The following is a 24,404-nucleotide window of genomic DNA, read 5'->3' on the forward strand; positions in this document are numbered from 1 at the left end:
TTAACTTAATAATCAGTTAGTAATGGTATTTTAAACGAAATTTCAGTTCCTTCAATGGAAGAATCTTCGTGTACTATTTCTTTTATCTGTAAGGCATCTTTTCCCGAAATAGATTCTAATCTTTCTCTGGTAACCGTCAATGCCATGGATTGATGATCCGTTTTTGCCTTCGCTTTTTGGGATTGAAAAATACCCATCCCATTGTCTAATATCTTACAATGTAAGAATTCTTCATTAGTATCAAAAAAGACTTTTAATTTTCCATCTTTATTTCCTTTTAGGATTCCATGTCGTATAGCATTTTCTACAAAAGGTTGTATTAGCATCGGTGGAATAAGTACTTCTTCTGGATCAAATTCTGAATCAATAGAAATAGTATAATCAAATGGTTTTGTGGCCATTAGTTTTTCTACTTCTATATAATGTTTCAAGGTTTTCATTTCCTGATCCAAGGTAATATGATCTTTTCTAGAATTGTATAAAGTTTCTCTTAATAACGTAGCAAAAGTATTAATGGTGCTATTCATTTTTGATGGATTACTAGTTCCCATCGCTTTAATCCCATTTAACACATTAAAGATAAAATGAGGATTCATTTGAAGACGTAAGGCCTTTTGTTCTAATGAAAGGAGGTGGTTTTGCATCTGCAGCTTTTCTCGTTCTTCTTTGTTTTTAAGTTTTACTTTTCTAATGTAAAATAGGGCAATAAGGGTCACTATTAAAAGAAGAATACCTAACATGGTCAGTTGAAACCAAAGTTTTTCATAAATAGGACTGTCTATAAAGATATTGAACGTTATGGGTTGACTTTCTTCCCATCGATAATTTCTAGATTGTGCAGAAAAAGAATGTGCTCCATATGCTAATCCAGCCAGGTTCTGCTTTTTTTCTGATGACCAAGGGCTCCAGGCAGTACTATTTAAACGGTATCGATATTCTATATCATTAGGGTGATCTAAATCGATTGTTTTATAACTAAAGGATAACTCCGTTTGTTCTGGAGTTAATTGTAAAACATAATTGTTTTTAGCCCAATCGTCTGGATTAATGGAATCTAGTGTTTGGTATGCTATTTCAATATTTTCGAAATGAATTTCAGGTTTTATGGGTTCTTTATCTGTTTCTCCTGGTTCATATTTTGTTAGGCCATAGATAGCGCCAAACCATAAATTCCCATCATTATCTTTAGTAATCGCATTAAGACAAGTTTCGATACCTAAAAAACCATCATTGCGACCATAGTGAAAAATATCCTGAATTTGATTGAGTAAATTAATTTCTACACGATCCACACCACGTTCGGTCCCAATCCATAAGTTTTCTTCATTATCAAATATCATTTGATAGATATTGTTGGAGTATAGATTTTTTTCGCCTTTTAATTTTTTAAAAGAAAGTTCTTTTTCACTCAGATCAGCCCACCAAATTCCTTGTCCAGCAGTACCTAAATACATTTTCTTGTCTTTAAAAACAAAGCTGTTTATGGCTACTTTTTGATTTAGGACATTGCCGAGGTGAGTGACTTTATTTCTTTTTATAAATCCAAGACTTCCATTTTCTGTAGCATACCAAATCTTACCTTTTTTATCGGCTGACATATACTTAATTTCTAAGTCTTTGATTCCTCTTCTTTTAGCAAATTTGCGAACAGATTTCACCTTATGTCTTCTATAATCATAAATAAATCTGGTAATTCCAGAGGAGTAGGTGGCAGCCCAAACGGTGTCGTTACTGATGTGTATCGATCTTACCCAGTTAGAGGAAAGTCCTCTTTTTTTATTGATTACATAGTTTTTAATAACTTCTTTAGTAATGGTATCTTTCTTAGCCCTTTTAGATCTTCTTTTGGTAGTAAAAATGCTGTCTTTAAGTTTTATCTCTTTAAGTATAATACCTTTTCCTTCAGTACCAGCCCATATGTTTCCACGGCTATCACTAGTTAACGTTTTAATTTTTAACTCAGATAATTTTTTATCTTGTTTTATTTGATGAATTCCTGCGCTATCAATTTTTATAAGTCCAGCTTCTGAGTTAGAAGCCCAGATTTCATCATCCTTATGATGGACAGCGTATACGCGATTTCCTTTTAAACCTGTATCTTGATTGTAATGTGTGAAGTTGTTCTGAGAATATTTATAAAATCCACCTCCAGAAGTAGCGATCCAAATATTCGATTGACGATCTGTAATACTCTTTCTGATATTAGATACAGCTAGTCCGTTTTTACGATTTATTTTTTTCTTTAATCGATAGTTGGTAGCATCTAAAATGGTAACTCCATCATTACTGGTAGAAAACCATAGTTCATTGTTAATGATCGAAATATCATTAACATTTAGTGTTTCCTGTATCCATTTATTTCCATAGCTTTTGGCATTGGTGTTTAAAACTAGAGTTCCTTGGTTTAAAGCGGAAGCAAATACTTTGGTTTTATGATAAAGAGCAGCGCTAAAATTGTAAGCACTATGACGCACCATAATGCTCGCATCTTTATGAATTTGATTTAGTTTCCAAAGCCCCTTATTAGTTGCGATCCAAAATAGCTTTCCGTCGAATACAATATCATTTACAATACTGGTATTGATTCTAGGATCTAATTGTACTTTTTTCAAGCCATTGCGAGCTGTATATATGTAAATTCCAACATTCGATGCTAGATAGGTTTTATTATGAATTCTAAAAATCTTATTGATCTGAAGTCCTTCAAAATTGTGGAATTGTTTTTTTGTTTTTATCGAAAGTCCTAATCGTGTACCTACGAATAAACTGTCATTAACGAAAAGTAATGAATGAATATAATTCGATAAAAGCCCATCATCTTCATTCCAGGTTTCAAATTCCTCTCCATTAAATCTGCTAAGTCCACCGCCACGAGTTCCTAACCACAGATATCCGATATCATCTTGGATAATATCATGAACTTGTGATTGCGGTAGTCCATCTTCTAAGGTATAGGCTCTTAAGCCATTATTCTGGGCTGTGATTTTATTGGAGCTTCCAATTCCGATATATAATAATAAAAGGAATAGTAGGTATGAAAAGCGATTGGGGCTCATAACTTTTGGTTTGATAACAAATATAATCAAACTTGATTTCTTGTTAACGGTACCCATAAAATACTTATGATAAAAAGGAAAATAAAGTAAAACCGTATACAAGCAGGCAGTTTTTTTGGGAAAAAACAAATTGGAAATAATTGGACGCGCCTGCCGTATACAATGGTTTTAATATGATATTATAACATCTTAATGCTCAATAGAACCATAAAAACAAATAAAATAGCGCAATAAAATAATATGATTGAATAATAGAAATTCGCTGAATTTATATTCAATAAATTAATTACTGGTAATCGCTGTATTTTTTGGAGTAGTAACCTTGTTGTCATTCCAGGTAAAACTTTGTTTTAGATTTACGTATTTTATTTCAGATGTCTCTTTATATAATGTTTCAGTTTCTAATATATTTCCATGGATACCATACTCTTGGCTAGGAAAAGTATATTGAGAATCGGTGTTTGAATTATCGCAATAAACGTTCGTTAGATGTGGTAACTTAATTAGTTCGTTTTTATCATTCACCATAAAATAATAGGAATCTACCTCAGCACAACAGGCTAAATATTCCACTTCCATCTTAATCACCTCAGAGATCCCTTCCAGACCTGGGTTCTCCAAGGTGGTGATAAAGATGTCCTCAAAAAGCTCACTGTCTTTTACTTCGAAAGTAAAAACGTTTTCTGAAATTCCCCCCAAACGAATCAGATTAACAATGCAAGTCAGTTGTTCTGCCCCATTCTCTTTAATTTCAGTAACTGCTTTATACTTTCCTGTTTTCTGAAAACTTTGCGCTTTCATAAACTGAAATCCTAAAATTAGGATGAAAAAAACAATGATCTTTTTCATAACAGTATTATTTTGAGGTTGATTATTTGATACAAATGTATAGGCGTTACACCGTTCAAATTTGCTGGTTTTAGAATTCGTTAGAATCAATTTAGAATTCGTATCGCTAATTACGGTTTTAACATAATGAAGGAATATTCCTTATTGAGAATTCGTTGTATAGTGATTCATATCTAATAGTTATTTTTGCGCTATGATAAATAATTTCGAGAATGAGTTTTTTGGAATAGGAATCCAAAATGGGAAAACGCCAGAGAACTTAGGAGTATTATGGAGAACCGCGCAAAATATGGGCGCTAGTTATATTTTTACTATTGGTAATCGTTATGCTAAGCAAGCTTGTGATACTCATAATGCGGTAAAAGCTATGCCATATTTTCACTATAATACTTTCGAAGATTTTTATAGTCATTTACCAAAAGGTGCTATGCTTGTAGGAGTGGAATTGACGGGAGAAGCAGTTCCACTAGAAACTTTTCATCATCCAAAAAGGTGTGTGTATCTATTAGGAGCAGAAGATCACGGTTTGTCTAAATTAGCAATCGAAAAGTCACATTTTTTAGTAAAATTTTCATCTGAGCTAAGTGTTAATGTTGCTGTAGCTGGAAGTATAGTGATGTATGATAGAGGCATAGATAAGCCAAGGTTTATTAGAGCATCCTCATAAAAGTTCTTGAAGCGCGTCCGAATCGAAATATATCTTTATACCTCAATTTACAACAGTTTAAGAGAACTACTTTTTTTATAGTACATTTATAACTTATTTAGTTCTATGTTCGAAATAATTGAGAAATCTATAGCCCAATTCAGTTCATGGATTTGGGATTGGCCCTTGTTAGTTCTTTTAATTGGCGGAGGAGCTTTTTTTCTTTTGTATTCTCGATTTACTCCTTTTTTATATTTCGGACATGCTATTCAAATATTACGAGGTAAGTATGATAATGAAGAGGCTCCTGGACAATTAAGCCATTTTCAGGCATTATCATCCGCAATAGCCGCTACAGTTGGTATGGGGAATATTAGTGGAGTGGCAGTAGCCTTGGTTATGGGTGGACCTGGAGCAATATTCTGGATGTGGATAAGTGCTGTAATTGGAATGGCGACTAAATTTTATACCTGTACTCTGGCGATTATGTATCGATCGGAAAGTAAAGAAGGTACAACTCTTAGTGGTCCGATGTATGTAATTGTTGAAGGATTAGGGAAAAGTTGGAAACCATTAGCAGTTTTCTTTGCTATTGCTGGATTAATAGGAACATTACCCGCTTTTACTGTTAATCAATTAACACAGACACTGGTAGATGTTCTAGATTGGGAGGATAATACTAAGCTATATATAGGAATTGTTTTAGCGGTTATAGCTTCATTTGTCATTCTTGGAGGAATTAAAAGGATTGGTCTAGTTGCAAGTAAATTAGTGCCTTTTATGGTGGTATTATACTTTATTACTGTATTTACCATATTAATATTACAAATCGATAAGGTACCGGAAATGTTTATGTTGATTTTTTCTGATGCTTTTTCTGGAGAAGCGGCAGCTGGTGGTGCCTTAGGATATTTAATAAAAACAGGTGTAAAAAGAGCCGCTTTTTCTAATGAGGCTGGAATTGGAACTGCTCCGATGATGCATGGAACCGCAAAAACGAACGAGCCCATAAGAGAAGGTTTGGTAGCTATGATTGGACCTGCAATAGACACCCTTTTAGTATGTACCTTAACAGCCTTAGCTATTTTGTCTACTGGTGTTTGGCAGCACTCTGATGACAATGGAATTTCACTTACACTAGCTGCATTTAATTCTGTATTGCCTTATGGGATTGGAGATATTGTGGTAATTACTATGGTACTAGTTTTTGCTTTTTCAACCTTATTTTCGTTTTCGTATTATGGAGTTACTTGTCTAGGTTTTTTAACCAAACCAAAATTCGGAAAGTATTATAATTATATCTATATACTTTCTATTGTTGTTGCTGCGGTCGTAAAAATAGATTTTGCTATTAACCTAATAGATAGCGCATTTGCCTTAATGGCGATTCCCACCGTAATTTCCGGGTTATTGTTATCAAAAAAGGTAAATGACAAGGCAAAAACGTACTTTCAAAAAATCACTTCCAAATAATCTGTAAAACTACTTTTTAAACTAGTATTATTTGATAGGAGAAACTACAGAAAACCAAAGTCTCCTATTTTTCGTATATATTTGTTCTAACCCAAATTTTTGAAAATATGAACAAGTTTACCTATTTATCATCTGTAATATTGATGCTTTTTTTTGTTTCCTGTGAAGAATTGGAAAGACTAACAGTATTTGAGATTGACTACGATTCTGAATTTACAGTGGCTTCAACAACAATTATTGATGTGCCAATAAGTATAGAAACACCTCCGGTACCAACTAATTCGGAATCCGAATTTGAAAGTAATAATACGAGTAGTTCACTAATAGAGAGTATTCAATTAAAAAGACTTAGCCTTATCATAGAAAGTCCGGAAAGTGGAGATTTTAACTTTCTTCAAGAGGTTAGGTTATTTATTGATGCAGAGGGATTAGAAGAAACTGAAATCGCATTTGCCGAAGATTTAGAAAATGAAAACCTAAAGGTGATCGAGTTGGAAACGACCCGAGCAGAGTTAAAAGAGTTCTTAAAAAAAGACTCGTTTACTCTGAGAGCTTCCACCACTACCGATGAAACCATAAATGAAGATCATAAGATAAAAGTCGATTGTGTATTTCGAGTAGATGCAAATATTCTAGGGCTTTAATTATTTAAGATAAACACGAGGAATATCATTTTTAATTTCTCGTGTTTGTATTATAATTTAAGATGCATTTTCAAGCAAACAGTAGTTTTATTCTCTTACAATAAATTCACTTCTTCTATTTTCTTGATGCTCTTCTTCTGTACAAGGAACACCATTTGCACATTTATTTTTAAGTCTTCGTTCACCATACGCTTTTCCTCTAATTCTACGCCAATGTATACCACCATTTCTGATTATGTATCGTACCGTCGCTCGCATACGTTTTACACTAAGTCTTTTGTTATACCAATAGCTTGATCTGCTATCAGTATGCGAACGTACTTCAATTTTTAAATTAGGATTTTGTTGCATAACGGCAATTACTTTTTGTAAGTCAGCAATTGCATCAGGTCTTATTTCATCGTTATCTAGGTCAAAGAAAATCGTATTTAATTGTAAAGGGTCTACTATATCGTCACCGATAGAAACAGGTTCGGATGATGTAGATAGTAGTTTTTCTTTTGTGAAATTGATAGGTACATTGTTAAGAGTTTCATAGGTATTGTCTGATCTAAAAATAATATCATTAGGATTAAGACCATCGATTGCTACTCTTATAATATATTGCTTATCACATTCTACTTCAAAGTTATAACTACCATTATAATCAGATTTGATCTCATTAATCACATTTCCATCTGTATCCAATAAGATAACATCAGCATTTGCAATTGTTTCACCTGTTTTTTCATCAGTAATAATTCCAGTTAAATACTCTTTGCAGGAAGTGATAAGTTCTTCGGTTTGTTTAAAACTATAAATGTCATCATTTCCTTTCCCTCCTTTTCGGTTACTGGCAAAATAACCTGTTCTGTTTTCTTCATCAATAACAAAAGAAAAATCATCTTTTGGACTATTAATAGGTCTCCCTACATTAAATACTTCATAAGAGTTTTCTTCTTTTGGGATAGCAACAAAAACATCTAAACCTCCAAGTCCCACATGACCATCACTGGCAAAATATAATTGTCCACTGTTGCTCACATATGGGAATGTCTCTCTTCCTTCGGTATTAATAGAATCTCCAAGATTTCTAGGCTTCCCATAGCCTCCTCCTGGAAGTATGTCTACGACGAACAAATCAGACTTACCTCGGGTTCCTCTCATATCACTTGCAAAAAACAACTGTTTGTCATCAGGGCTTAGTGCCGGATGCGAAATGGAATAATTATCACTGTTAAAAGGTAGTTCTTCAATATTAGTCCACTTTTCATTAATGAATGTTGCTTTATACAATTTGAGTAACACAACACCTTTTCTGCTTTTTCCTAATTTGTTATTGGTGAAATTGTTTCTGGTAAAATACATAGTATTCCCATCCTTTGTAAAACTAGTAGAAGATTCGTGATATTTAGAGTTTATCTTACCCTTTAGTTTTTTAGATTCCTTTGTTGATATATTATCGTCATTTATTTTTGAGGAGAACAGGTCTAAGAAAGGCATTTTATTCCATTCATGTAGTTTTGAATTTTTACTTCTGGAAGAGGCAAAAACAAGATTTCCTTTATAATCAAAACTTGGAGCATAATCCGAAAATTCAGAATTTATATCTAATGTATAAGTGTCATATTTACCAGATTGCATTTCGATAAAATTTAAGTAATCTCTTTTGTCAACAAAAGATTTGGCTCGTTTATCATTACCAGTTATCGAATTAAATCTTTCCATAACAGTATCCGCTTCATTGTAACGTTCAGCACTTTTTAGACTTTGCGCATAGCGGAACAAATATTCTGGTTTAATTTGATCAGAAAAATTCGAGATCAATTTTTCATACCACTCGATAGATGCTTCGGGTTCTCCTGTAAAATAAAAGGAATCTGCCAATTTTCTGTATAAGTCTGGTGATGAATATCCTTTCTTTGCAACATCGAGATAGATGTCTCTGGCATTAATATAAGCTAATGCTTCAAAATTTTGATCCGCTTTAGAAAGTAACTTTTCTGTGCTTTGAGAAAAACAATTTATTGATATCAAAAATAACGTCATGACAGCATAAATAGATACCGTATGAAACGTCTTGAAATTAATAAAAAATGATATAGAACAATTTCCCAAAATGATCCCAGTATTTTAATGTCAATAATTTATTTTCAGGGGTTTTTGAAAATATACTGGAATTGAATTTACAAAAAATTAACAAGAGTACCTTTAGATTGTATTTCTATATCAGATTTTTCTGTGTTTTATGTATATAAATTTTAATCAATTGAAAAAGATAATAGTTTTTAGGAGTGCGTAGTTTTGTGAAATAATCAACTAACTTTGCATCAAAATTATAAGTATGAGTCATAAAGCTGGTTTTGTAAATATTATAGGAAATCCTAATGTAGGGAAATCAACTTTAATGAATGCATTTGTTGGAGAACGGTTATCCATCATTACTTCAAAAGCGCAAACAACACGGCATAGAATTTTAGGAATCGTAAATGGTGATGATTTTCAGGTAATTTTATCGGATACTCCAGGGATTATCAAGCCTGCTTACGAATTGCAGGAATCTATGATGGGATTTGTAAAATCTGCTTTTGAAGATGCAGATGTTCTTATATATATGGTAGAAATTGGTGAGAAAGAACTTAAGGATGAAGCTTTTTTTAAGAAAATTACAAATGCTAAGATCCCAGTGTTTTTATTATTAAATAAAATCGATCAATCCAACCAGGAACAATTAGAAGAACAAGTAAAGTTTTGGTCAGAAAAAGTTCCAAATGCAGAGTTATATCCAATATCTGCGTTAGAAAATTTTAACGTAAGAGAAGTTTTTGAAAGGATTGTAGAATTACTACCAGACTCACCACCTTTTTATCCTAAAGACCAGCTAACCGATAAACCAGAACGTTTCTTTGTAAATGAAGCTATTCGAGAAAAAATCTTGTTGCATTACAAAAAGGAAATTCCTTATGCTGTAGAAGTGGAAACAGAAGAATTTTTTGAAGACGAAAAAATCATTAGGATTAGATCTGTTATTATGGTCGAAAGAGATTCTCAAAAAGGAATTATTATAGGTCACAAAGGCTCTGCACTTAAAAGAGTTGGAGTAGAAGCTAGAAAGGAATTAGAGAAGTTTTTTGGAAAGCAGATACATATAGAGTTGTACGTAAAAGTGAATAAAAATTGGAGAAATAATCAGCGTCAATTAAAACGTTTTGGTTATAATCAATAATCATAGCACTTCTAAATTCTTCTAAAACTTTGTTTGTAAGATTTTTATAAGTTATCCAACTTAACGATTTACGGTAAAACTGTATTTGAAAGATAAAACCTTGCATTTAAACGTTTTTATAGGTTTTTCTATGATTTTTTAATGCGAATCTTCTAATTTTGTTACATAACAAATATCTAAAGCCCTAAAATATGATATGAAACTTACTTTAACTTCACTCGTTTTTTAATAACGTTTTACTTTTAAAATTTAATAAACAATAGACAATACAGTTCATGCTATAATGAATTTATTGACTCTTTTTGTCTTGTAATTGTTTATGAAATAACCCAAAATAATTAACCATATTGAATCTATTGATTCAAAAGAAAAAACTACACAATGTCAATATTTAATAAAAAGCTTAACTCTTTAAGCCGAAAGATAAGCGCAACAAATGTTGGAGCGACTATCTTTAGCCTAACCATGATCGTCATTTTTATGATGACAACAGGATTTAATTCTGTATTAGATAAAAATAATAGTGCTCCTGCTACCGTATGTAGCAATCCATTAGGAGAAGCATTAGGGTATAACGCGTTTGTTCGATATAATACAACACTCAAAGGAGGTGATACTGAAGGGCCTATAGCATTAGGTGGAAATTTAACAATGGATGGTATCATTACTGTAGCGGCACAAACTGCCGGTAATAATTTTTTTAATGGCGACGATCAGCCTTCATCATTAGTGGTAAACGGAAGAATAATTTATACTTCTGGAGAAGGAATTCATTTAAATCAAGGATATGTGAAAGTTGGGGATCTTAATGGTTCTTCTGTATTTGATTTAGATAGAAATAACGCATCTGTAAATACAAGAGTAACTTCTGGAGATTATGATGCAAAACCTAGAGTACAGGTACAAAGAAAACAAGTAGAGAACTCTGTTAGTAATGGAGGTTTAATAGATTTTGAAGCGGCTTTTAGAGCTTTCGAAACGAGATCATTAGATTATAGTCTGTTAACACCAAATCTTACGGTTAGTAGTGATAATAAAATTTCATTAGCTCCAAATACTGTGAATGTATTAAACCTTACGGGAGCTCAACTGCAAAGTCTTCCGTATTTAACTTTTGAGAATACGCCTAATCAAGATACTCCTTTAATTATTAATGTAGATTCGCCAGGTGATTTTGAATGGAATATTTTGAATATTGCTGGAATAGGAGACCCGCAAGGAGCATTTATTATTTGGAATTTTTATAATAATAATAGTATTACACTAAAAGGAGGTTCTACAATAATCGGAAGTTTGTTTGCACCAAAATCTGATGTAACAAAAGATTCTTCAGGGAATATCAATGGTCAGGTAATTGCTGCTAATTATTATCATATCCAAGGAGAATTGCACCAGCATGTTTTTGATGCTTGTACGGATAACAATATTTGCGAACTTACCGTTGATGCAGGTGAAGATTCTGAATTCTGTGGAGAAGGAGAAGTAACTCTTACTGCTAGAGTTAATGGAGCTTCTGAGTGTGTGGATTGTATTGGGACTTATGGAGTAGAAAATACGAATAACTGTAGAAGAGATCAAGACTACGTGATGTGGTTAACGGATGGGAGCAATCCAAGATGGTTTTCTAATGTAGATCTAGAATGGAATGAGTTAGCAGACGGAACTGCAACGCTTACAGGAACTATTTTTGATCATACCCTTACGCAAACTACATATGAAGTGAACGCAGTTTTATCTGGAAAAACATTTTCTACACCTGCTAATAGTCCTAAAAACCATGAGTGTAATTCAGAGAATACGAATGATTGGGTTTATTATACAGAATTAGCTGGTACAGTAACTAGTACAGATGGATCTTGGTCTATTGATTTATCTAGAAGAGGTCCTTCATTTCAGTTAGGAAATGGAGCAAATGTTACGGAAACGGAACTAGGTAAGTTAGGAGCTTGTGGATGGTTCAATACTACAGATGGTCAATACAATAGAGGAGATTTTAACTTTAACTTAGGCGACTGTGTTACAACAACAAATACAGAAGTAAGTTATTTGTGGTCTACAGGAGAAACTACACCTTCTATTACAGTTAATGAAGGAGGAACATATACTGTTACTGTTAAAGATTGTGAGAATTGTGAAGCTTCTGATGCTGTTGAGGTAATCATTAATGAAGCTCCTACTGTAAATGCAGGAGATGATCAGGAAATTTGTCTTGGAGATGAAGTAACATTAACTGCTACTACAGACAACAACGAAAGTTGTGAAAGCTGTGTAGAATATGGTATTCAGGATACAGAGTATTGTCGTGGAGATCAGAACTATGTGTTGTGGTTAGAAGGAAATAGATTTTTCTCTAACGTAGATCTAGAATGGAATGAACTTGCTGATGGAACTGCAACATTAAAAGGTACTGTTTTTGATTATACGGTAACACAATCTAATTATGAAGTAGACGTGGTATTTACCGGAAAAACTTCGGTAGCACCAGCAAATAGTCCTAAATCACATGTTTGTAATGATGAAAACGAATCAGCATGGGAGTATTATACAGAATTTACTGGAACAATTACTAGTGAAGATGGATCTTGGTCAACTAGCTTAACTAGAAGAGGACCAGCTTTCCAGATGGGTAATGGAGCAAATCAAACAGAAACTGAATTAGGAAAATTTGGAGCTTGTGGTTGGTTCGATACAGATGATAATGAATATCCTGTAGGAGATTTTAATTTTAATTTTGGAGATTGTATTTCCTCAGAAACGAGCAATACAACTTTCTTATGGTCTACAGGAGAAACTACAGCTTCAATTACTGTTTCTCCAGAAGAGGATACTACCTATTCAGTTACTGTTACTAATTGTAATGGTTGTACGGCAACTGATGAAGTAGTGGTAACTGTGAAATCTGCTGTGGTAGATGCAGGAGATGATCAAAATGTATGTTTAGGGGAAGAAGTAACACTTACAGCTACTGGAGAAGGTACATTTGTATGGTCAACAGGAGAGACAACAGAAAGTATTACAGTATCTCCGACAGAAACAACTACATATACTGTTACAGCTACTAGTGGAAGTTGCGAGGCTACAGATTCGGTTACGGTGGTAGTTAATGATCCAGTGATTGTTGATGCTGGTGAAGATCAAGAGATTTGTTTAGGAGAAGAAGTTACTTTAACTGCACAAGCTACAGGTATTGATAATTGTGGTGATTGTATAGAATATGGTATTAAAGATACTGACTATTGCAGAGGAAGACATCATCAGTTTGTTGTTTTCATAAATGATAACGGAACCAGATTATGGTTTAGAAACGTTGATCTTGTTTGGAGTGAAAATGCTGTTGATGGAACTGCAACGTTAAAAGGAGAAGTATTTGAATACAATTCCACGAACACTGCTTTTACAGTAGATGCTACCTTTACTGGATTTACAGATACACCGCCAGCAGGAAGTCCTAAAGCAAGTTCTTGTCAAACAGAAGATGCAACAGGTTGGGTATATTATACAGGAATCAGCGGAACGATTACACAAATTGGAGGTGATTTAAGTTATGATATCTCCAGAAGAGGTGAAGCTTTTCAGGTAGGAAATGGTGCTAACGTATTCGAATATACTCCAGCTGTTTACGGAGGATCTGGATGGTTTAACTTAGAAGGAAACCCAGATTCGTTTGGAGATTTTAATATAAACTTAGGAGATTGCATTTCTCAAGGACAAGGACAAGTACAGTATTTATGGTCTACAGGAGAAACTACACAAAGTATTACCGTTTCACCTGAAGAAGATACTACATATACTGTTACAGTAACTGGATGTACAGAGTGTGTTGGAGAAGATGAGGTAACTGTTACCGTTGATAATGCTACTGCAGATGCTGGAGATGATCAAGTTATTTGTGTTGGAGAAACTGCAACACTAACTGTTGTTGGAGAAGGAGCTATTCTATGGTCCACAGGAGAAACTACAGCAAGTATTGATGTTTCGCCAGATGCTACAACAGAATATACAGTTACGGTAACGAATGGAAACTGTTCTGCTACAGATGAAGTAATAGTTACAGTAAATTCGGCAACTGCAGATGCAGGAGAGGATCAAACAATCACGGTAGGAGAAACCGCTACACTAACAGTTGTGGGAGAAGGAGCTATTCTTTGGTCTACAGGAGAAACTACAGCTAGTATCGAAGTTTCACCACAAGAAACTACAACATACACTGTTACCATAACTAACAATGGATGTGCATCAACTGATGAAGTTACGGTATTTGTAGAAGGTTGTTCACTAGTTGCTGACGCTGGAGAAGATCAGGAAATCTGTTTAGGAGAGGAAGTTGTATTGTCGGTAGAAGGGGAAGGAGATATCTTATGGTCTACTGGAGAAACGACTAGAACTATAACAGTATCACCAGGAAATACAACTACTTATTCTGTAATTGTTACAGATGGAGCTTGTGAATCTATGGATGAAGTTATAGTAGGAGTAACGATATTAGAGGTAAGTGCTGGAAGAGATAGATTTTTATGTGAAGGTTTTGGAGAGGAGGCAACTTTAACAGCTTCTATCGGAGATAGTTATTTATGGTCTAACGGAGAAACAACAAGAACTATTATTGTATCTCCACCAGTTACTACGAATTATACAGTTACAGTGACTACAGGAAACTGTAGCGATTCTGATGAGGTTACCGTATTTGTAGATAACTGTGATGAGAGTATTATAAGTACAAAACTATATCCAACAGTACTACATTCTGGAGAAGATATGACCATAGATATCATGTCTAAGAAAGAACAAAATGTAAGAGTAACTTTCTACAGTATGAATGGTTCAAGAATGACTCCTACAAAAGAGTCAGTAATTACGAATGGTAAAAATTCGTTAGTGTTTAACATGACACAATCAATGGAATCAGGAGTGTATGTAGCGAAGATACACAAAGAAGAAGGTGTTGAATATAAGAAGTTTATTATAGAATAATACTTTCTTCGATATAGCTTAAAATTTGAAAGCGCTCTAAAAAGTAACACTTTTTAGAGCGCTTTTTCTATCTAACAATTTCTTAACTCTAAGAATTCGTAAAATAGACGTAATTTATTATTATGGTAACATTAAGGATATATGCATTATTGAATTTAGCTAGCTAACGCAAATCAAATTAATAATGAAAATCTTTAACAAATCAAGTCTATTTGTAATTGGGGCTTTAGGATTATTTTATTCTTGTAATCTCGATGATTATCAAGGTGGAGGTGGTAATACAGACGACCTTACGTTTAACAAAATTGGAGGATTTATCAACGGAACTGGAGATGAAGGCTTTGCAGAAATTTCTGCTTTTGATCCAGAAACAGCAAAACTGTTCGTAGTTAACCCTAATGATGTGGAACTTTCTGTATGGGATCTTTCTAATCCTTCTAATCCAGTAGCTGGCACAGATATTTCTTTAAACGGAATTCCTAATAGTGTAGCAGTACAAGATGGATTGGTTGCTGTAGCGTTAGAAAATGCAGCAGATAAACAGGCAAATGGTACAGTAGCAACATACGATGCAGATTCACAAACTTTGCTAACAACCTATCAAGCAGGAGCATTACCAGACATGGTAACATTTAGTCCAAATGGCAAATATATTATAGCTGCAAATGAAGGAGAGCCAAACGATGAGTATACCATTGATCCAGAAGGTTCTGTAACGATTATAGAGGTAGCAACAGGTCAAGTGCACCAAGTAACGTTTACTAGGTTTAATGGTGTTTCTATTGGCAATGACTTTAGGGTTTTTGGTCCAAATGCAACATTTGCTCAGGATATAGAACCAGAATATATAGCTGTTTCTGATGATTCTAGAACGGCGTATGTAGCATTACAAGAAAATAATGGGATTGCTGCAATAGACTTAAGAACTAAAACGGTACGTTATATTACTGGTTTGGGAACTAAGGATTATTCATTACCAGAAAACCAGATCGATGCGAGTGATCGAGATGATATTGTTGGAAACTTTCAGAACTGGCCAGTATTAGGGTATTATCACCCAGATGCTATGACATTTGCTAAAATACGAGGAGCGAGATTTTTAATTACTGCAAACGAAGGTGATGCTAGAGATTATGATGGATATTCTGAAGAAGAAAGAGTAAAAGATTTAACACTTGATCCTACTGTATATCCAGATGCTGAGACATTACAATTAGACGAAAATCTTGGACGTTTAAAGACAACTACTGCTAATGGTGATATAGACGGAGATGGTGATGTAGATCAAATCTATGCTTATGGAGGAAGATCTTTTACCATTTGGACTACAACAGGAGCAAAAGTATACGATAGTGGTGATCAGATTGCAAGAACCGTATTTGAATTTGATCCTAGCGCCTTTAATAGTAATGAAGGAGATGGAGTTGATAATAGATCTGATGATAAAGGAGCAGAACCAGAAGCTGTAGAAGTGCTAAAAGTTGACGGAAGTACGTTGTTGTTTGTAGGTTTAGAAAGAACAGGTGGAGTAATGGTGTATGATATTTCTAATCCAGTAAATCCGAGGTTTATCGATTGGTTGCGTGATGCCGCTGATATCTCTCCAGAAGGATTGATTACCGTTAAAGCAGAGGATAGTCCAACAGGTAATGCTTTGGTGATTGTTACACACGAAGTATCTAATTCTGTGGCTATCTACGAGGTGAAATAAAAGCATCCATAAAAATTTTGATGTTTTACAGTAACCAACTTATATAGATTTGTTTATATCTTTGAGGTAAGTAATTATTTCACTGACTGACTATCAATTATGAAAAAGTTCAATAGGTCGATGCGCTGACCGTTGAGCTTTTTCGTTTTTTACACCTATTTCATTACATTTTATTTACTTCATCTTACAGGATCAATAGTTTAGGAAGAATAAAAAGACTAATTTTGCACAAATTTTAGAATTCGAGATAATGAGTAATATAGTGGCAATTGTAGGGCGACCTAATGTAGGAAAATCTACTTTTTTTAATAGACTGATCCAAAGGAGAGAAGCCATCGTAGATGCGGTGAGTGGAGTTACTCGTGATCGTCACTATGGTAAGAGTGATTGGAATGGAAAAGAATTCTCATTGATCGATACAGGTGGTTATGTAGTAGGTAGTGATGATATCTTCGAAGCAGAAATCGATAAGCAAGTAGAACTTGCTATAGATGAAGCTGATGCAATTATCTTCATGGTAGATGTAGAATCTGGTATTACTGGTATGGATGAAGAAGTCGCTAATCTGTTGCGCAAAGTAGATAAGCCCATTTTTGTAGCGGTAAATAAGGTTGATAATGCCAAAAGAGCTGCCGATGCCGTTGAATTCTATAATCTGGGATTAGGAGAATATTATACTATTGCTAGTATTAACGGAAGCGGTACAGGAGAATTATTAGATGCTTTAGTAGACGCTCTGCCAGAACAAGAAGAAGAAGAAGTTTCTGAGCTACCACGTTTTGCTGTAGTAGGAAGACCAAATGCTGGAAAATCGTCTTTTATCAATGCCCTTATCGGCGAAGATCGATATATAGTTACGGATATCGCGGGAACTACAAGAGATGCTATTGATACCAAGTACAATCGTTTTGGTTTTGAATTTAATCTTGTAGATACTGCAGGAATCCGACGTAAATCTAAGGTAAAAGAAGATTTAGAATTTTATTCCGTAATGCGATCGGTAAGAGCGATAGAACATAGTGATGTATGTTTATTGTTAGTAGATGCTACGCGAGGATTTGATTCACAAGTGCAGAATATATTTTGGTTAGCAGAACGCAACCGAAAAGGAATTGTAATTCTGGTAAATAAATGGGATCTGATCGAAAATAAGGAAAGCAATACCCTTAAAGATTTCGAAAAGTATATTCGTAAGCAAATAGAGCCATTTACAGACGTGCCTATTGTGTTTATCTCTGCATTAACCAAGCAACGTATATTTAAAGCCATTGAAACGGCTGTAGAAGTGTATAAAAATCGTTCTAAAAAGATCAAAACGAGTGTTATGAACGATACCATGCTTCCTATTATTGAGCATAATCCACCACCTGCGTATAAAGGAAAGTATGTAAAGATTAAATACTGTATGCAATTACCTACACCCCAACCGCAGTTTGCATTTTTCTGTAATCTACCGCAATATATCAGAGATCCGTACAAACGCTTTATCGAGAATCAACTACGTAAGCAATTTGACTTTCACGGTGTACCTGTTGCAGTATATTTTAGGAAAAAGTAATTTTGGAAGTGAAGAAGTCTACATTGGTTATTTTAGTTCTTGTTGTTATGCTAATTTCTGGTGTAGCATGGTTTCTAAAAAAGGCTTCTCAAGAGGTGTTGACTGCTTTTGGTACAATGAATAGTAGATTGCAAACTAATTCCACTTCTGTAGCAAAAGATAACGATTCTTTATTAACTCTGATAAGAGATGAAGAACATGTGGTAAAAGCTAAAGAAATAGAAGTGTTAGTTGATGATTTTGGAAAGTATTTAGAATCTATCAAAGAAGAGATGTTAGGGATTAAAGATCCAACGAATTATGAAAAAATGGATCAGGCTAACAATATGTTTTTTACAGAAAATGGTCTTTCTGAAAAAGGATTAGAATTCCTAAATACGATCAATCAGTTTAGAGAAGAAATACTTAGTAGGGTTGATGATAATGGATTAAAAACCGATATCTCTGAAAAAATAAACACAAATGATGTGATTGATAGATCAGGAAAAAAACACAATTGGCTAATCTATAATTTTAAAGACTTTCCATTAGTAGCGAGCATAACCAAACTTACCCAAATGCAATCAGATGTTTCCAGTATCGAATCAGATATCTATAGAGCGTATTTAAGAAAACAAAAATAGACTACTAGTCCATTTTCACTTTAACTGTAAGTTCTTCGAAGTTTGCAACTTTGCAGGATCATCATGTATTGAGATTTTGAAGATTGTATAAAAGATAAAACCAATTATGATATATAATGCCCACATATTACATAGGTATTATCCGTTATTGAAGTCTACAACCTAGCGGCAGGAAAGGTATCTATATTTATCATGATAAATTTTAAAAATAGATATTATGCCTGGTAGAACTAACGGAGATCAACCCAATGATGATAAACCTAAAAATATATTTGAACGTGTTAAAAAGGCGTATAAAAAACGACAGGAAAGGAAAGCACGAGAAAGACAACGAAGAGAACGACAGAGAATAGAGGCAGCTAGACGCATTAGCGGATCTAGAGAGAATATAGAATGGCGGCAACAACAACGTAGAGAAGAACGAGAACGTAGGTTAGCAGCACAAATAGAAAGAATAGTATCTAATGTTAGGGTTCTTGATCCACGAGAACCTGTTGTTGAAGCTAGATTAGCAGAACGACAACCAGAAGATCTTAAACCAGGCAAACTCTATAGGAGTAGAGAGAATGGATATGATCCCTATGTAAAAGCTCAATATGTAGAAGAAGTAAATAATACATCACAAAAAGATCTTGATACATCAAATACAAAAGAGATTTCGAAAGAAAAACTTACAAATCTAACCGAACAACCTAAAGAGAAAGCTGAAAAAAGCGAAAAAGCTAAAGCTAGAGAACAAGATAAAAACAATAGAAATAGCCAAGATAGCACCAGAAGTAACAAAAGCAAGAAAAGAAAAAGCCAAGGCAGAAATATATGATGGTAACAAGATAGTGCAGATTTGCAATCCGTTTGATTCCGTACGATGATGTTTCTAAGATACTTGTAGCATCATTACTAATTCATAATCTAAATCTGATAATTTTTAGTTACAAACTTTTAAGAGCCATTGTTAAAAAAGAGATTGCCGACGTAGACAATCTCTTTGTTTCTTATAATTCGCACGGATTACAAATTCGCGTTATCGGGTTGATGCTTTAATTAGAGATTATAATGCTAAAAAAGTATATTCTTAATCCATGAAAAAACCAGCTACAACATCATTGTAACTGGTTCTTAATATTTATAATCCTTCTTTGATCGTTACGCTAAGTCAGGAGACTTTGCGCAGCTGGTCTTTATCTTTTATTATTCCTACCTGCCAATCTTTATCGGCACGAGCCTGGAGGCATCGCGCTAGCTGTTACTTTTTTTTGCTCGCGCTAGATTGGGGAATCACCTCAACCACATATACTAGATAACTTTTTTTGAATTGTTCACCATTTACTTTGATTGACAAATACATCATTATTATTAATTAAAACTGCCAAATAAAACAAAAACCACTCCGAAGAGTGGTTCCTAATTTAAGTTACTAAAATCTTAATTAAAAAAATAAATAAAACTTATTTTTCATCCCCAAAATACGTGATATTGGTTAATGCACCGATATAAATTCCTAAATGTCCTTTGTTCTCTTTAGAAAAAACTCCTTTTATTTTAATTTTCTTGTTAGAACAATCTAAGAGCTTATTTTTTGCAAAAAGTTCATTATTATTATTGTCCAATAAATTCTTTTTATAATCAAAATCAATCCAAATTCTTTGTTTCACACTTGAACTTTTATCATTTGTAATTGCAGCTTCTTCTAAACCATAAAAAAAATAACCGTTTAATTCAATTTTTTTTTCATGATATAAATTAGGGTTTTCCAGAATTTTATCTATTGACACTTTTGTATAATCGTCTTCTTCATATGACGTTGTTTTGTATGTTCCAATACTAGCACAACCATTTAAAAAGACAATTAGAATCAAGAACTTCATTTTCATAAATATTTAATTAATCAAAAGAGACAAATTTTTGTTTTTTGGTATCATATACTCTTCTTATTGAAGGTTTTCTGACATAAGTATTATCGATGCTTGGATTAAATTCAGGAACAGGAGTTATGCGCTTGTATACTTCATTTCTCCCCAATGGAGCTATGTAAGAATTAAAATAACTTGCGGATTTTCCTCCTAATGCATTGCTAAGACCATAATTAACTCCACCAAATCTATAGTTTAATCTCATATCTGTTTCTCCATCTTGAGCTCTTAAATAATTTTCAAATTTAACAGCATTTATTTCACTTGCCGGCAAGCCTCCTAACGCAATGCTCCCCATATCGAAACCTCTATCTGAATCATATGCATGGGCTAACTCATGTCCTAATTTAATATGACTCTTGTTGAACCTAACGCCATCATGACGACCCGCATCATCTTGAGAATAGCTTATACTATTGGTATTTGGGTCAAACGAATTATCTAATGCATTACCTGAATTAGAAATACTATAACCAGCTGAAGACTCTTGTAATTTTCCAATTATTCTACTTCCTTGCTTAGTATCTCCTATTTTATCTAAATCAGCTATCGCTTGTTTTAAAAACCCATTATCTTTTCCATCATATTCTTCCCCTTTGGTAATATTTCCATCTGAATCCTTGGAGTAATGATAGGTTTTTCCATTTTCATATAAAACAGAATATTTATTACCGTCATTATCTTCAATTCCAATGGTTATATAATCTCCATTATAATCTAGATATAGAATAGGATTATTTGCTCCGTATTGATATGGAGAAATAGGCATAAAAGTTTCCGAATACCTATCCATATTCATAAATCTACCTAATGCAGGGTCGAAATTCCTAGCTCCAAAATCTAACCAAGCTAAACCAAGTTCATCTTGTTCTTCCTTTCCATTATAGCTATAAGGATGTTCACGTCCAGTAATCGTACTATTATACCCCTTATGTGTTAACCCAAAGGGATAGTAGTTATTCTCTTCTAAGATTTCGTTTTCAGCTGATCCTAGGATTACATTAATATTTCCATCTTTGTTTTTATCGGAATAGGATAATCGTATATTTCCTAAATGATCCTTATACTGGTATACATAATCGTATTCACCATTTCCGTTTGGTTCTATATATCCTTCCGTATGATTAAAGAATTTAAGCTCTTCTTCTGGTTGTGGGCAACCACTACAAGTAGAAATACTACTTTTTTCATAGATATAATTACCCGCATAGGAGGTGATATTGGATGCGCCATTATTATAAGTCACTCTTTTACTTAATTTAGTACCTAAAGCATCGTAGGTATACGAAATAGAACCAATTAAAACAGGAAATAATCCAGAATTATCGGTAAAACCTATACTAGTGGGCAAGTTTAAATGATTATACGTAATATTAGAAATTTCTTTATTATTATCTTTTGTCATATTTCCATTCTCATCATAAAGATAATCATTTCCAGAAGTATTTTTATCATTAAATCCAGTGGTAATGCCACTGTTATCTGTTACACTAGTTAATTGATTTCCAATTTCATTTTCATTGTAATTGTAAGTTAACTGATCCATTACCCCAAAACTATTGGCATTTTCAGTTAAGTGCCCATTTCTGTTTAAAGCAGTGATATTACCATTTTTGTCATAGGCAATACTACTTAGACTATATCGCCTATCTGTGGTGTTATCTAATCCAGCAGTAATACGATTTAGTGCATCATATTGGTATCCATAGGCTCTTTTGATATTATCATTCACCGTTTTCCAACTGGTTTCACTAATATTTCCATTATAGAGTGGGGTAGCACCTAGATTTTCTGTAGTAGTACTATAGTTAATTGCAAATCCAAAGAGATCTCCATTATTGGTGGTTCCCTCATTAATGTTTTTTAACCATCCACGCACATTATAGGTATAATCTACTTTTTGTAATCCACCACCAACTTCTTTGGATTCCAATTGTCCAAGTGCATCATAGGTATTGGCTACCATATGTTCTTGAGCTTGATTGTTAATGGTTTGTTTTTGATCTAACAATCTTCCCATATGATCGTAGGTAAAAGTATCTACAGTCACAATAGGAGTGTTGCTTGCTTTGGTATGGGTAGTTTTAGTTTCTAATACCTTCCCAGCAAAATCTAATCGGGATTCTATAATATCTACGGTATTCAAATACTCATTAGTACTATGCACATAAATCGGTCTTCCTTTTGCATCATAATAGGTTACCGTAGTTATCCAATCATCTGTACCTAATACACGTACTTTGGTTCCTGTAGGCAATCCTTTTACATCAGAAGTTACTGTTTGACCGAATACCGTTCCTGGATTCGCAACAGAGTGATCAAAGGTATAGTTATCATAATAGTTAATGGTATAGATCAATTTGGTGTCTGGATACGCATTATCTGAATAGTAAATAGTTGTGTTTGCAATACTTGATGCTGAGTTTTGTTTGGTTTCAAATTGTACCAAATCACTATTGTTAAAAGCATTTTGTTGTAGTCCAGCTCTAGTGGTCACAAAGGAATGTTCGTGTAATCCTGTATATGCAACTCTACCAAAGGCATCATATTTAGTAAACAACCATTCTTTATTAGGTCTTTGTATTCCATCTTGTGTCATCACGGGTTGATCCAGTTTGTTGTATATGATATATTCTATATCCTTGCCAGGAATCTTTTTTTCTACCAATCTATTTCTGTAATCATAAATGTATTGGTAACAGAGTTCTGCAAGTTCTATGTTTGATACACCATCTGTTATATCCACTTTTGGTGGAATGACATAGGTAAGATTCCCAAAATCATCATATACATAATAAGTATCATGTTCTATACCATCATTAAAAGTACGTTTTAGGATCACTCTGCCCAGTTTGTCCTTGTATTCTCTGGTCGTATGATCATTAGGGTGTGTTTGTTCTGGTTGCCAGTTTTCATCTTTGGTAGTAGTTACCAAAAGTTCGTTTGGGTCATAATTCCCTTCCTGTACCAAAATAGGAACTTCGGTGTTTCCTTCATGAAAATTCACCCAAAAATAGGCTACTTCATCTGCTAGATTAGTATTCCAATCAAACTTAATGGTATGATCAGTATCTGCTTGGGAATCTGCTTTCCAATCTTTTCCGGGAGCACCTTGTTCTAGTACACGATTTAGTGGAGAAGGTTCGAAGATACTTTCAGAATAGGCATTAAAATTGGTTGTATCATCCTGATCAATTCCTGCAAAATCACTACTGTATTTGTTTTTATAATACGCATTGATATCGGTAATGATATTTACTGGATCATAGGCACCATTGGTGGCACTGACTTTTTCAAAAGGTAAATATTGTTTGTCTTGTCTTCCATATACATCATATGCAATATGAGTTACAATATCTCTTTTATCAGGAGAAGCTTTGATACCGATCTGCTGCTTCGCTCTTCCAAGTCCATCAAAATAGGTAATGCTCTCTATGACATCGCTATTGTTTTTTACCTCATCAAAGCTTGTTTTTTCTTCTTGATACACTCGAGTAAATACATAATTTTCATTGGTATCTAAAGAAGGTAATAGGTATGGATCTTCTGTGATTACAGCAGAGAATGTGGTTCCTGATTGTATCCAAGTCGTTGGTTTAATGATAATGGTTTGTCCAGCCCTTACATTTAGTAAAGCAGGATCACTGGATGAGTTGATGGTTTCATCCTGTACGGTTACAGTATCTGCAACCTGACTATATGCTGAGATGCCTACAAAAAGTAAGGCAACAGTTATGTATGGAAATAGTTTTTTCATC

14 protein-coding genes are annotated in these 24,404 nt (G+C 33.8%); 9 read left to right on the forward strand and 5 right to left on the reverse strand.

Annotated elements, in window-relative coordinates:
- Nucleotides 1-5: 5 nt before the first annotated feature.
- On the reverse strand, nucleotides 6-3,056 hold the full coding sequence (locus tag Q1A73_RS12555; RefSeq protein ID WP_299606050.1) for a two-component regulator propeller domain-containing protein: 3,051 nt from the start codon (nucleotides 3,054-3,056) through the stop codon (nucleotides 6-8).
- A 282-nt stretch (nucleotides 3,057-3,338) separates the two neighbouring features.
- The gene (locus Q1A73_RS12560) at nucleotides 3,339-3,905 is read right to left on the reverse strand and encodes a hypothetical protein (protein ID WP_299606052.1); all 567 of its coding nucleotides are present in this window, start codon (nucleotides 3,903-3,905) and stop codon (nucleotides 3,339-3,341) included.
- Between the two features lie 193 nt (nucleotides 3,906-4,098).
- On the opposite strand from Q1A73_RS12560, the gene Q1A73_RS12565 reads away from it, so the two are divergent.
- From Q1A73_RS12565 to Q1A73_RS12575, 3 genes are all read left to right on the forward strand, one after another.
- Entirely contained in the window at nucleotides 4,099-4,572 is a 474-nt protein-coding gene (locus Q1A73_RS12565; RefSeq protein ID WP_299606055.1) for an RNA methyltransferase, read from the forward strand.
- Nucleotides 4,573-4,677: 105 nt separating this feature from the next.
- Nucleotides 4,678-6,024 (forward strand): amino acid carrier protein, encoded by a 1,347-nt coding sequence (locus tag Q1A73_RS12570; RefSeq protein ID WP_299606057.1) that lies wholly within the window; start codon nucleotides 4,678-4,680, stop codon nucleotides 6,022-6,024.
- Nucleotides 6,025-6,131: 107 nt separating this feature from the next.
- Nucleotides 6,132-6,668 carry a hypothetical protein gene (locus Q1A73_RS12575; RefSeq protein WP_299606060.1) on the forward strand — a complete coding sequence of 179 codons (537 nt, stop codon included), beginning with the start codon at nucleotides 6,132-6,134 and terminating at the stop codon, nucleotides 6,666-6,668.
- An 87-nt stretch (nucleotides 6,669-6,755) separates the two neighbouring features.
- On the opposite strand, the gene Q1A73_RS12580 is transcribed toward Q1A73_RS12575, so the two are convergent.
- A complete protein-coding gene (locus tag Q1A73_RS12580) occupies nucleotides 6,756-8,696 on the reverse strand; it encodes an OmpA family protein (RefSeq protein ID WP_299606063.1) in 1,941 nt (646 codons plus the stop codon).
- 295 nt (nucleotides 8,697-8,991) lie between these two features.
- On the opposite strand from Q1A73_RS12580, the gene era reads away from it, so the two are divergent.
- The 6 genes from era to Q1A73_RS12610 all read left to right on the forward strand — a co-directional run bounded on the left by era (nucleotide 8,992) and on the right by Q1A73_RS12610 (nucleotide 19,556).
- Nucleotides 8,992-9,873 (forward strand): GTPase Era, encoded by an 882-nt coding sequence (era, locus tag Q1A73_RS12585; RefSeq protein ID WP_299606065.1) that lies wholly within the window; start codon nucleotides 8,992-8,994, stop codon nucleotides 9,871-9,873.
- A gap of 381 nt (nucleotides 9,874-10,254) precedes the next feature.
- Nucleotides 10,255-14,844: a collagen-binding domain-containing protein gene (locus Q1A73_RS12590; protein WP_299606067.1), complete on the forward strand. Its 4,590-nt coding sequence runs from the start codon at nucleotides 10,255-10,257 to the stop codon at nucleotides 14,842-14,844.
- A gap of 184 nt (nucleotides 14,845-15,028) precedes the next feature.
- Entirely contained in the window at nucleotides 15,029-16,555 is a 1,527-nt protein-coding gene (locus Q1A73_RS12595) for a choice-of-anchor I family protein (RefSeq protein WP_299606069.1), read from the forward strand.
- A gap of 250 nt (nucleotides 16,556-16,805) precedes the next feature.
- Nucleotides 16,806-18,113, forward strand: coding sequence for a ribosome biogenesis GTPase Der (der, locus tag Q1A73_RS12600; RefSeq protein WP_299606071.1), 1,308 nt, complete (start codon nucleotides 16,806-16,808; stop codon nucleotides 18,111-18,113).
- Between the two features lie 8 nt (nucleotides 18,114-18,121).
- A complete protein-coding gene (locus Q1A73_RS12605; protein WP_299606074.1) occupies nucleotides 18,122-18,736 on the forward strand; it encodes a hypothetical protein in 615 nt (204 codons plus the stop codon).
- A 217-nt stretch (nucleotides 18,737-18,953) separates the two neighbouring features.
- Nucleotides 18,954-19,556: a hypothetical protein gene (locus Q1A73_RS12610; RefSeq protein ID WP_299606077.1), complete on the forward strand. Its 603-nt coding sequence runs from the start codon at nucleotides 18,954-18,956 to the stop codon at nucleotides 19,554-19,556.
- A 625-nt stretch (nucleotides 19,557-20,181) separates the two neighbouring features.
- On the opposite strand, the gene Q1A73_RS12615 is transcribed toward Q1A73_RS12610, so the two are convergent.
- Both Q1A73_RS12615 and Q1A73_RS12620 read right to left on the reverse strand, forming a co-directional pair.
- A complete protein-coding gene (locus tag Q1A73_RS12615; protein ID WP_299606078.1) occupies nucleotides 20,182-20,601 on the reverse strand; it encodes a hypothetical protein in 420 nt (139 codons plus the stop codon).
- Between the two features lie 16 nt (nucleotides 20,602-20,617).
- Nucleotides 20,618-24,403 (reverse strand): DUF6443 domain-containing protein, encoded by a 3,786-nt coding sequence (locus Q1A73_RS12620; RefSeq protein ID WP_299606080.1) that lies wholly within the window; start codon nucleotides 24,401-24,403, stop codon nucleotides 20,618-20,620.
- Between the last annotated feature and the right edge of the window lies 1 nt (nucleotide 24,404).

The organism is uncultured Aquimarina sp. (genome assembly GCF_947492115.1).
Classification (GTDB): Bacteria; Bacteroidota; Bacteroidia; order Flavobacteriales; family Flavobacteriaceae; genus Aquimarina.

What these genes read in the sequence shown, in the direction of transcription:
- Q1A73_RS12555 (WP_299606050.1), bottom strand. Translation starts at nt 3,056, where the DNA reads ATGAGCCCCAATCGCTTTTCATACCTACTATTCCTTTTATTATTATAT.
- Q1A73_RS12560 (WP_299606052.1), bottom strand. Translation starts at nt 3,905, where the DNA reads ATGAAAAAGATCATTGTTTTTTTCATCCTAATTTTAGGATTTCAGTTT.
- Q1A73_RS12565 (WP_299606055.1), top strand. Translation starts at nt 4,099, where the DNA reads ATGATAAATAATTTCGAGAATGAGTTTTTTGGAATAGGAATCCAAAAT.
- Q1A73_RS12570 (WP_299606057.1), top strand. Translation starts at nt 4,678, where the DNA reads ATGTTCGAAATAATTGAGAAATCTATAGCCCAATTCAGTTCATGGATT.
- Q1A73_RS12575 (WP_299606060.1), top strand. Translation starts at nt 6,132, where the DNA reads ATGAACAAGTTTACCTATTTATCATCTGTAATATTGATGCTTTTTTTT.
- Q1A73_RS12580 (WP_299606063.1), bottom strand. Translation starts at nt 8,696, where the DNA reads ATGACGTTATTTTTGATATCAATAAATTGTTTTTCTCAAAGCACAGAA.
- era (WP_299606065.1), top strand. Translation starts at nt 8,992, where the DNA reads ATGAGTCATAAAGCTGGTTTTGTAAATATTATAGGAAATCCTAATGTA.
- Q1A73_RS12590 (WP_299606067.1), top strand. Translation starts at nt 10,255, where the DNA reads ATGTCAATATTTAATAAAAAGCTTAACTCTTTAAGCCGAAAGATAAGC.
- Q1A73_RS12595 (WP_299606069.1), top strand. Translation starts at nt 15,029, where the DNA reads ATGAAAATCTTTAACAAATCAAGTCTATTTGTAATTGGGGCTTTAGGA.
- der (WP_299606071.1), top strand. Translation starts at nt 16,806, where the DNA reads ATGAGTAATATAGTGGCAATTGTAGGGCGACCTAATGTAGGAAAATCT.
- Q1A73_RS12610 (WP_299606077.1), top strand. Translation starts at nt 18,954, where the DNA reads ATGCCTGGTAGAACTAACGGAGATCAACCCAATGATGATAAACCTAAA.
- Q1A73_RS12615 (WP_299606078.1), bottom strand. Translation starts at nt 20,601, where the DNA reads ATGAAGTTCTTGATTCTAATTGTCTTTTTAAATGGTTGTGCTAGTATT.
- Q1A73_RS12620 (WP_299606080.1), bottom strand. Translation starts at nt 24,403, where the DNA reads ATGAAAAAACTATTTCCATACATAACTGTTGCCTTACTTTTTGTAGGC.